The organism is Allobosea sp. (assembly GCF_048595345.1).
Lineage (GTDB): Bacteria > Pseudomonadota > Alphaproteobacteria > Rhizobiales > Beijerinckiaceae > Allobosea.
The window spans coordinates 1-7,251 of record NZ_JBMDWH010000010.1 but is presented as its reverse complement, the minus strand read 5'-3'; the positions used below and the strand labels follow the sequence as shown (position 1 = coordinate 7,251).

The window sequence follows — 7,251 nt, the reverse complement described above, 5'->3', positions numbered from 1 at the left end:
TCGACCTGGATCCCGACGAGCCAGCTCTACGACCTCTTCCTGCCGCCGTTCAAAGCCTCGTTCGATGCCGGCGCGATGACGGCGATGGCGGCGTTCAATGCGCTGAACGGCGTGCCGGCCACCGCCAACAAGGCGATGCTGACCGATCTCCTGCGCGGCAAATGGGGCTTTCGCGGCTTCGTCACCTCCGATTTCGGTTCGATCACGGAGCTGAGGCTGCACGGCATCGCCCGCGACGATGCGGAGGCGGCGCGCAAGGCGCTGCTCGCCGGCATCGACATGGACATGATGGGCGACGTCTACCACAAGCATCTCGCCGCCGAGGTCAGGGCCGGGCGCGTGCCGATGGCCGCTCTGGACGAGGCCGTGCGCCGGGTGCTGCGCGTCAAATATCATATGGGCCTGTTCGAGAAGCCCGATGTCGACCCCGCCGAAGCGCCCAAGCTGATGCAGACCGCCGAGGCCAGCGCGGTCGCGCTACAGGCGGCACGCGAGGGTGCGATCCTGCTGAAGAATGCGGGAGGCGTGCTGCCGATCCGCGAGACCGTGAAATCTATCGCCGTGATCGGGGCCATGGCCGTGCCGGAGGAGGAGAGGGTCTGGACCGATCCGGCCGGGCTGGGGCGGCGCAAGATCGCCGCCCTGCCGGATGCGCTGCGCGAGCGGCTGCCTGGCGATGTGGCGATCAATTATCAGCCCGGTGTCACCAGGAATTGCGGCACGGAGTTCGCCGACAAGGACGCCGCCATCCGCGCCGCTTCGGAGGCGGACCTCGTCGTCGCGATGCTGGGCGAGGATTGCGAATTCATGGGCGAGGCGGCCTCGCGCACGAAGCTCGACCTGCCCGGCGTGCAGCAGGAATTGCTGGAGGCGCTGGCCGCGACCGGCAAGCCGGTGGTGCTGGTGCTCCAGACCGGCCGGCCGCTGATCCTCAGCTGGGCGGACAGCCATGTCGCCGCCATTCTCCAGACCTTTCATGGCGGCACGGAAGCGCGCCCCGCCATCGCCGACATCCTGACCGGCCGGTACAATCCCTCCGGCCGCCTGCCGATGAGCTTTCCGCGTTCGGTCGGGCAGATCCCGGTCTATTACAACCCGCTGCCCACCGGCCGGCCCGAGAAGGTGCGCCAGCGCTATGAATCCATCTATATGGACGAGCGCAACGACGCGCTTTACCCCTTCGGCTACGGCCTCTCCTATAGCCGCTTCAGCTATGCGAACCCGCGCGTTTCGGCTTCGTCGATGGCGCTGAACAGCGCGGTGGAGGTCTCGGTCGATGTCACCAATGCCGGGCCGTCGGACGGGCAAGAGGTGGCGCAGCTCTATATCCGCCAGCCGGTCGCCAGCTTGTCGCGGCCCCTGCGCGAGCTGAAGAGCTTCCAGAAGGTGATGCTGAAGGCCGGCGAGACGCGCACGCTGCGGTTCCGGCTGGAGGCGGCGCGGCTCGGCGCCCATGACGAGCAGGGGCGCTATGTGCTCGACCCCGGCGAGGTCGAGATCTATCTCGGCGGCTCGTCCCGAGCCGATGTCCGCACCCAGGTGATGATGACCAAGTCTTGATCGAAGAGCCTAGGGTTCTGCACGGCGTTTCATCTCGACACGCTGCCGTTTTGTGTCAATCTTCGAGGCAGCGGGCTGTCGACGATCGTCCACCTGTCCGCGCTGGCGGCTGCGAGGGATACGGCGATGGCGACCGGGACCGTGAAGTGGTTCAATACCGAGAAAGGCTTCGGCTTCATTCAGCCTGCGGATGGCGGCAAGGATGTGTTCGTTCACATCACCGCCGTGAAGGAGGCGGGCATGATGACGCTGAACGAGGGGCAGAAGCTCTCCTTCGAGCTCAAGACCGAGCGCGGCAAGACCGCCGCCGGAAACCTCAAGGTTCTCTGAAACCGTCCGAGAGGGCGCGCTGCCGGGCGAGGGCTTGGCCGTGCCGGTGAAACCCGGCCGGCGCGTTGGCGTCGTCGCCGGTCTTTATTCCGCCGCACCGCGGGGCGGGCGCCACCCCTTCGTCACGCATGCGGTCGAGAGCCTGACCCTGGATCTGGCTGGCATCGTCGGGGAGCGCCATGCCGGCGCCACCCGCAAGGCCGGACCGCGCGAGCCCTGGCTGCCGCGAGGCGCCCTTCTGCGCAATGACAGGCAAGTTTCGGCGCTGTGTCCCGCCGAGCTTTCGGCCGTCGCGGCCAAGCTGGACATCCCCCATCTCGCGCCCGAGTGGCTGGGCGGCAACCTGCTGATCGCGGGGCTCGACGGGTTCTCGCGCATCGCGCCCGGAAGCCGGCTCGCCTTCGGCGGCCCATGGGGCGGGAAAGGCCGGTTCGATGGCGGCGCGGTGCTGCGGGTGGAGGGCTACAACTTTCCCTGCCGGCAGGCCGGGCGGGCGGTGGCCGACGCCGCAGGCCGCGCGGATCTGGAGCTCGCCTTCGTGAAAGAAGCGGCCGCGCTGCGCGGGCTGGTGCTCTCGGTCGATCTCGCCGGGCCGATCATGATCGGCGATCCGGTGGTGCTGCTGCCGCCGATCGTGCCGAAGGAGCGTGTCGCCTGAGGTGGTAGACGCCGCCACCCTCGCGTTCCATCCGACACGTTCAGAAGCGCTCGCGACGCACCGAAACCCCCGGCCAGGCGTGCCTGCGGGGTTTCGGGCCGAGACCATCGCGCGTCCTGTCGGACGCGATGACGATGCTCTCACCTTTTGCTGGGGGTCCGATGCTCGCGCATCCGAAGGATGCGCGGAGCCGGGCGGCGTACGCAGTCGACGGCTGCGTGCCGATGTCGAGTCGATGTCGAATGTCGAACAGCGTCAACGCGCGCTTTCCGCCCAGCCTGCGGCTGGGCGTCAAGAATTCGCGCTTCCCTTGCCAAGCATGTTCTCGTCCCAAAAGTGGGTTCCACTTTTTGGGGAACATGCGTGCACCGTCCGGCTCCGCACACGGGTGTCTGGGGGTCCGTTTCGCAACGATTCCGGCGAAGGATCGGGCCTGCCTGTTCGGCCCGCGCGAACATCGGCACCTCCGCGCCTGATCCGGCCCGCAACGGCCGGGGACGCGAAACCCGCAATCCCATCCGGCCCACGATGCCTCGCGAAGCCCCTCGGTCGGATGGAACGGGAGGGAGGATAAGTCGAGGGCGCGGGGGCGGGGATAAGTGCCCCGTCGATTGATCGCGTCCGAGCGGGGTGGTCATTCGCGACCGAAATCGCCGCAGCCGAGCCTATGGCGTGAGACGTGGCGAGGGGGGCGGGCGTTGACGATTTTGGGCTATAGTCGCTCACTATGAGCGTCCGCAAAACTCGCATCATGTATATCGAGAACAAGGCCGAGGGCCTGAACGGGCCTGCGCGGATCGGCCGGGTCACGCTGTCGAAATCTGGACAATCGCTCCGTTATGGCGGTCAAGAGTTCCAGCGTTTGGGGGGGCGAGGCTTCAAGGCCAACTACTTCGACACCGAAACCGGCAATCACTATTGGATTTCCGGGCCTCGCAAGGACGGTGCGGACCGGCTCTATTCCAACAGCACGATGCCGGTTGAAATCGATGCGGACGTTGCAGAGGAATATTGGCGAGATATTCGGTCTCTGCCTCCGCGCCAATGACCGCAACGGGCCGCGAGCAGACATTTGACGGCAGTCAGTCTACTCATCAGAAGAGTTTTTGGACCTGAGGTCGGTCATGCTTCGAATTTGCCTGCTAGCGTCGCTTGCCCTCTTGGTCCTTGATGCGAAGGCGAGTAGTGCCATCCCCTTTGAAGGGCAGATCGAAGGAACGACTGAAACATTCTCGGGGCATCTGGAGCTAACGCAGGAAGGCTGGCAGGCTGATCAATTTAGGTTTCGGTCAAATGCCGGTATCGATTGCGTGGGGCCAATCGTCCAGAAAGCGGGCGTGCTCCATGAGGCGGTGCTACAATGCTCTGACGGGCGATCTGGTTTGATCAAGCTCCGCATTTTTGGAAAGATCCCCGTCACTGAGGCCACTCTCGGCAGCCGCAAGCTGATACTCTCGATGCCCAATCATCCAAATCATCGCTCGCGGTAAAAGAACGAGCGCCGTCTATGGACTCAAAGATGCACGTGCGGGGTTGGCGCAAATCGCTCGGCATGTCTGTAGGACTGCTGATCACTGCCATCATCGGCTATTTTCTTTTCTTCGCTGCCCTGCGTTCGATGAATGAGCACATCAGCCGATGCCTGGATCAGTCGGCTCCCAAGTACATCGCAGACAGCGAACAACGGGGCCGCGAATGCGGCAGCGAATGATTGCAACGGGCCGGCATCAGTCCTGCTCGGTGCGACTGCTGCTCACATTCTCGCAGTCAGAAACAGTCGCTTTCAAGCCCGGCAGGCCAAGCACGGCCTTCGTCCTCTCTTCCGGCCCAATAATCCGCTTGCACGAACGACGTTTCTGACATAAAGATATCTTTATATCTTTTCGGGCGCAGGGAGGCGTTCGCGTGCGGCAACCGACGGCTCTGTCTTCCGAGGTTCTTCTCGCGGCCCTGAGGGCGGCGGGGGAGGAGACGCGGCTGCGGATTCTGGCGCTGCTGTCGCAGGGCGAGCTGTCCGTCTCCGATCTCACCGATATTCTCGGTCAGTCCCAGCCGCGCATCTCGCGCCACCTCAAGCTCCTGACCGAGGCCGGGCTGATCCGGCGCTCGCGCGAGGGGGCCTGGGCCTTCTTCCGGCTCGACGAGACCGGGGCGGGCGGGGCCTTCGCCGCCTCGCTGGCGGCCTGGCTCGATCTCGCCGATCCGGTGCTGGCGGCCGATCACGAGCGGCTGGCGGCGGTGCGCACGAGCCGGGCGGAAGCCGCGCAGAGCTATTTCGCCAGCGTCGCGCGCGATTGGGATCGCCTGCGCAAACTGCATGTGCCGGACCATGTCGTCGAGGCCGCGGTCGAGGCTGCGGTGGGCGAAGGCACGCCCGGCGCGATGCTCGATCTCGGCACCGGCACGGGTCGCATGCTGGAGCGGATCGCGCCGAAGTTCGGCCGGGCCGTGGGCGTCGACGCCAACCATGCGATGCTGGCAGTGGCGCGGGCCAATCTGGAGCAGTCCGGCCTGTCCCGCGTCGAACTCAGGCAGGGCGACATCTATGCGCTGCCCTTCGCGCGCGGTTCCTTCGATCTCGTGGTGGTGCATCAGGTTCTGCACTTTCTCGACGATCCCGGCCGGGCGATCCGCGAGGCGGCGGCCGTGCTGGCGCCGGGCGGGCGGCTGATCGTCGTCGATTTCGCGCCGCACGACATGGAATTCCTGCGCAGCGAGCATGCGCATCGGCGGCTCGGCTTCTCGCGCCAGCAGATCGCCGGATGGTTCGCGGAAGCGGGCCTCGCCTGCGATCTCGCCCAGGAGGTCACCCTGGCCGACGGGAAATCCGGCCAGCTGCCGGTGATGTTGTGGCGCGGCCGGGACCGCCGCGTACAGACCGATGCGCCGCTGCGCCAAGCCGATTTCGAGGTTGCCTGATGAACGCCTTCCGCCCCAGCCGCCACGGCTCGCGCCGCCCGAACGTCTCCTTCGAGTTCGTCCCGCCGAAGAACGAGGACATGGAGGTCGCGCTCTGGGAGAGCGTGCGCCGGCTCGAGCCGCTCGGCCCCAGCTTCGTTTCGGTGACCTATGGCGCCGGCGGCTCCACCCGCGAGCGCACCCATGCCACCGTCAAGCGCATGGTCGAGGAGACGGCGCTGAAGCCGGCCGCGCATCTCACTTGCGTTTCCGCCTCCAAGGACGAGGTGGACGAGGTGATCCGCGCTTATTGGGAGGCCGGGGTGCGCCATGTCGTGGCGCTGCGCGGCGACCCGGCCGGCGGGCTCGGCACGGCTTACGAGCCGCATCCGCAGGGCTATCACCAGACGTCCGATCTCGTCGCCGGCTTGAAGAGCATCGGCGATTTCGAGGTGACGGTCTCGGCCTATCCGGAAAAGCATCCGGAGGCGGCCTCGCTCGACGCCGATATCGAGGCCTTGAAGATGAAGGTCGATGCCGGGGCGACCCGGGCGATCACGCAGTTCTTCTTCGATAACGACGTGTATTTCCGCTATCTCGACAAGGTGCGCGCGGCGGGGATCGAGATCCCGATCCTGCCCGGCATCGTGCCGGTGCAGAACTTCAAGCAGACCGCCAATTTCGCCCGCAAGACCGGCGCGAGCGTGCCTCAATGGCTGGCCGACCGCTTCGAGGGGCTGGAAGACGACGCCGCGACGCGCCGGCTGGTCGCTGCGGCCGTCTGCGCCGAGCAGGTGCTGGACCTGATCGACCGCGGCGTGTCCGACCTGCATTTCTACACGATGAACAAAGCCGATCTGGTCTACGCCATCTGCCATCTCGTCGGCCTGAAGCCCGAGAAGCCGGCGGCGCAGGCGGTGGCGGCGGAGTAGCTGACGATCGACGACAAGCCCCATATATGAAAGGGCCGTCCTGGAGGCATCTGATGAGTGAGCCGACCGATTTGACGTTGCGCACGCTGATAGAGCTGCGCGAAGCGATAAAAGCCGGCTTCGACCGGATGGATGACCGTTTCGCGAAGTTGGAGACGCGCCTCGAGAGTGTCAAGAAGGCTGCTTTCGGGGAATCCCTGGTCGGCCGTTACATGGCGGCCGAAGTCGAAGAGCGCATCGAGGCCCTCGAGCAGCGGCTGGCTGCGCTCGAAGGCAAACACTGATCCCGTCACCTAAGGCGCCCGGATGTCCGACTTTACACCTACCCCCGCCGATGGCGCCGAAGTCGAGCGCTCGCTGCGCCAGGCCGCGGCCGAGCGCATTCTCGTGCTCGACGGCGCGATGGGGACGCAGATCCAGAATTTGAAGCTCTCCGAGGCGGATTTCCGCGGTGAGCGCTTCAAGGGGTTCAATCACGACCTCAAGGGCAACAACGACATCATCGCGCTGACGCTGCCCGACGCGCTGCGCGACATCCATCTCGCCTATTTCCGGGCTGGTGCGGACATCGTCGAAACCAACACCTTTTCCGGCACCTCCATCGCCCAGGCCGACTACGGCATGGAGGCGATCGTCTACGAACTGAACGTCGAATGCGCGCGCATCGCGCGGCAGGCGGCTCAGATCGCGCAGAAGGAGGATGGGCGCCGCCGCTATGTCGCCGGCGCCATCGGCCCGACCAACCGCACGCTCTCGATCTCTCCCGACGTGAACAATCCCGGCTTCCGCGCCGTGACCTTCGACCAGGTGCGCGAGGCTTATGCCGAGCAGGTGAGGGGGCTGATCGATGGCGGCTCGGAATTGCTGCTGATC

Annotated in this window: 10 protein-coding genes; 9 read left to right on the top strand and 1 reads right to left on the bottom strand. The window is 65.8% G+C overall.

Features of this window, described 5'->3' with window-relative positions:
• The 3 genes from ACOJTB_RS01535 to ACOJTB_RS01525 all read left to right on the top strand — a co-directional run.
• Positions 1-1,560: glycoside hydrolase family 3 C-terminal domain-containing protein (locus ACOJTB_RS01535; RefSeq protein WP_420100752.1), on the top strand; the 1,560-nt coding region annotated here is incomplete at its 5' end.
• A 126-nt stretch (positions 1,561-1,686) separates the two neighbouring features.
• Positions 1,687-1,890 carry a cold-shock protein gene (locus ACOJTB_RS01530; RefSeq protein WP_420100751.1) on the top strand — a complete coding sequence of 68 codons (204 nt, stop codon included), beginning with the start codon at positions 1,687-1,689 and terminating at the stop codon, positions 1,888-1,890.
• Between the two features lie 40 nt (positions 1,891-1,930).
• A complete protein-coding gene (locus ACOJTB_RS01525; RefSeq protein ID WP_420100750.1) occupies positions 1,931-2,548 on the top strand; it encodes an MOSC domain-containing protein in 618 nt (205 codons plus the stop codon).
• A gap of 40 nt (positions 2,549-2,588) precedes the next feature.
• On the opposite strand, the gene ACOJTB_RS01520 is transcribed toward ACOJTB_RS01525, so the two are convergent.
• Positions 2,589-2,807, bottom strand: a complete 219-nt coding sequence (locus ACOJTB_RS01520) for a hypothetical protein (protein ID WP_420100749.1) — start codon at positions 2,805-2,807, stop codon at positions 2,589-2,591.
• A gap of 492 nt (positions 2,808-3,299) precedes the next feature.
• Here ACOJTB_RS01520 and ACOJTB_RS01515 point away from each other — a divergent pair, with 492 nt between their 5' ends.
• The 6 genes from ACOJTB_RS01515 to ACOJTB_RS01490 all read left to right on the top strand — a co-directional run.
• Positions 3,300-3,596 carry a 1-deoxy-D-xylulose-5-phosphate synthase gene (locus ACOJTB_RS01515; protein ID WP_420100748.1) on the top strand — a complete coding sequence of 99 codons (297 nt, stop codon included), beginning with the start codon at positions 3,300-3,302 and terminating at the stop codon, positions 3,594-3,596.
• A 459-nt stretch (positions 3,597-4,055) separates the two neighbouring features.
• Positions 4,056-4,259: a hypothetical protein gene (locus ACOJTB_RS01510; RefSeq protein ID WP_420100747.1), complete on the top strand. Its 204-nt coding sequence runs from the start codon at positions 4,056-4,058 to the stop codon at positions 4,257-4,259.
• A gap of 194 nt (positions 4,260-4,453) precedes the next feature.
• Positions 4,454-5,467 (top strand): ArsR/SmtB family transcription factor, encoded by a 1,014-nt coding sequence (locus ACOJTB_RS01505; protein WP_420100746.1) that lies wholly within the window; start codon positions 4,454-4,456, stop codon positions 5,465-5,467.
• Entirely contained in the window at positions 5,467-6,378 is a 912-nt protein-coding gene (gene metF / locus ACOJTB_RS01500; protein ID WP_420100745.1) for a methylenetetrahydrofolate reductase [NAD(P)H], read from the top strand. The genes ACOJTB_RS01505 and metF overlap by 1 nt, the downstream gene beginning before the upstream one ends.
• Before the next feature lie 53 nt (positions 6,379-6,431).
• Positions 6,432-6,662, top strand: coding sequence for a hypothetical protein (locus ACOJTB_RS01495; RefSeq protein WP_420100744.1), 231 nt, complete (start codon positions 6,432-6,434; stop codon positions 6,660-6,662).
• A 22-nt stretch (positions 6,663-6,684) separates the two neighbouring features.
• The coding region (locus ACOJTB_RS01490; RefSeq protein WP_420100743.1) for a homocysteine S-methyltransferase family protein at positions 6,685-7,251 on the top strand (567 nt) is incomplete at its 3' end.

What these genes read in the sequence shown, in the direction of transcription:
- ACOJTB_RS01530 (WP_420100751.1), top strand. Translation starts at nt 1,687, where the DNA reads ATGGCGACCGGGACCGTGAAGTGGTTCAATACCGAGAAAGGCTTCGGC.
- ACOJTB_RS01515 (WP_420100748.1), top strand. Translation starts at nt 3,300, where the DNA reads ATGTATATCGAGAACAAGGCCGAGGGCCTGAACGGGCCTGCGCGGATC.
- ACOJTB_RS01510 (WP_420100747.1), top strand. Translation starts at nt 4,056, where the DNA reads ATGGACTCAAAGATGCACGTGCGGGGTTGGCGCAAATCGCTCGGCATG.
- metF (WP_420100745.1), top strand. Translation starts at nt 5,467, where the DNA reads ATGAACGCCTTCCGCCCCAGCCGCCACGGCTCGCGCCGCCCGAACGTC.
- ACOJTB_RS01495 (WP_420100744.1), top strand. Translation starts at nt 6,432, where the DNA reads ATGAGTGAGCCGACCGATTTGACGTTGCGCACGCTGATAGAGCTGCGC.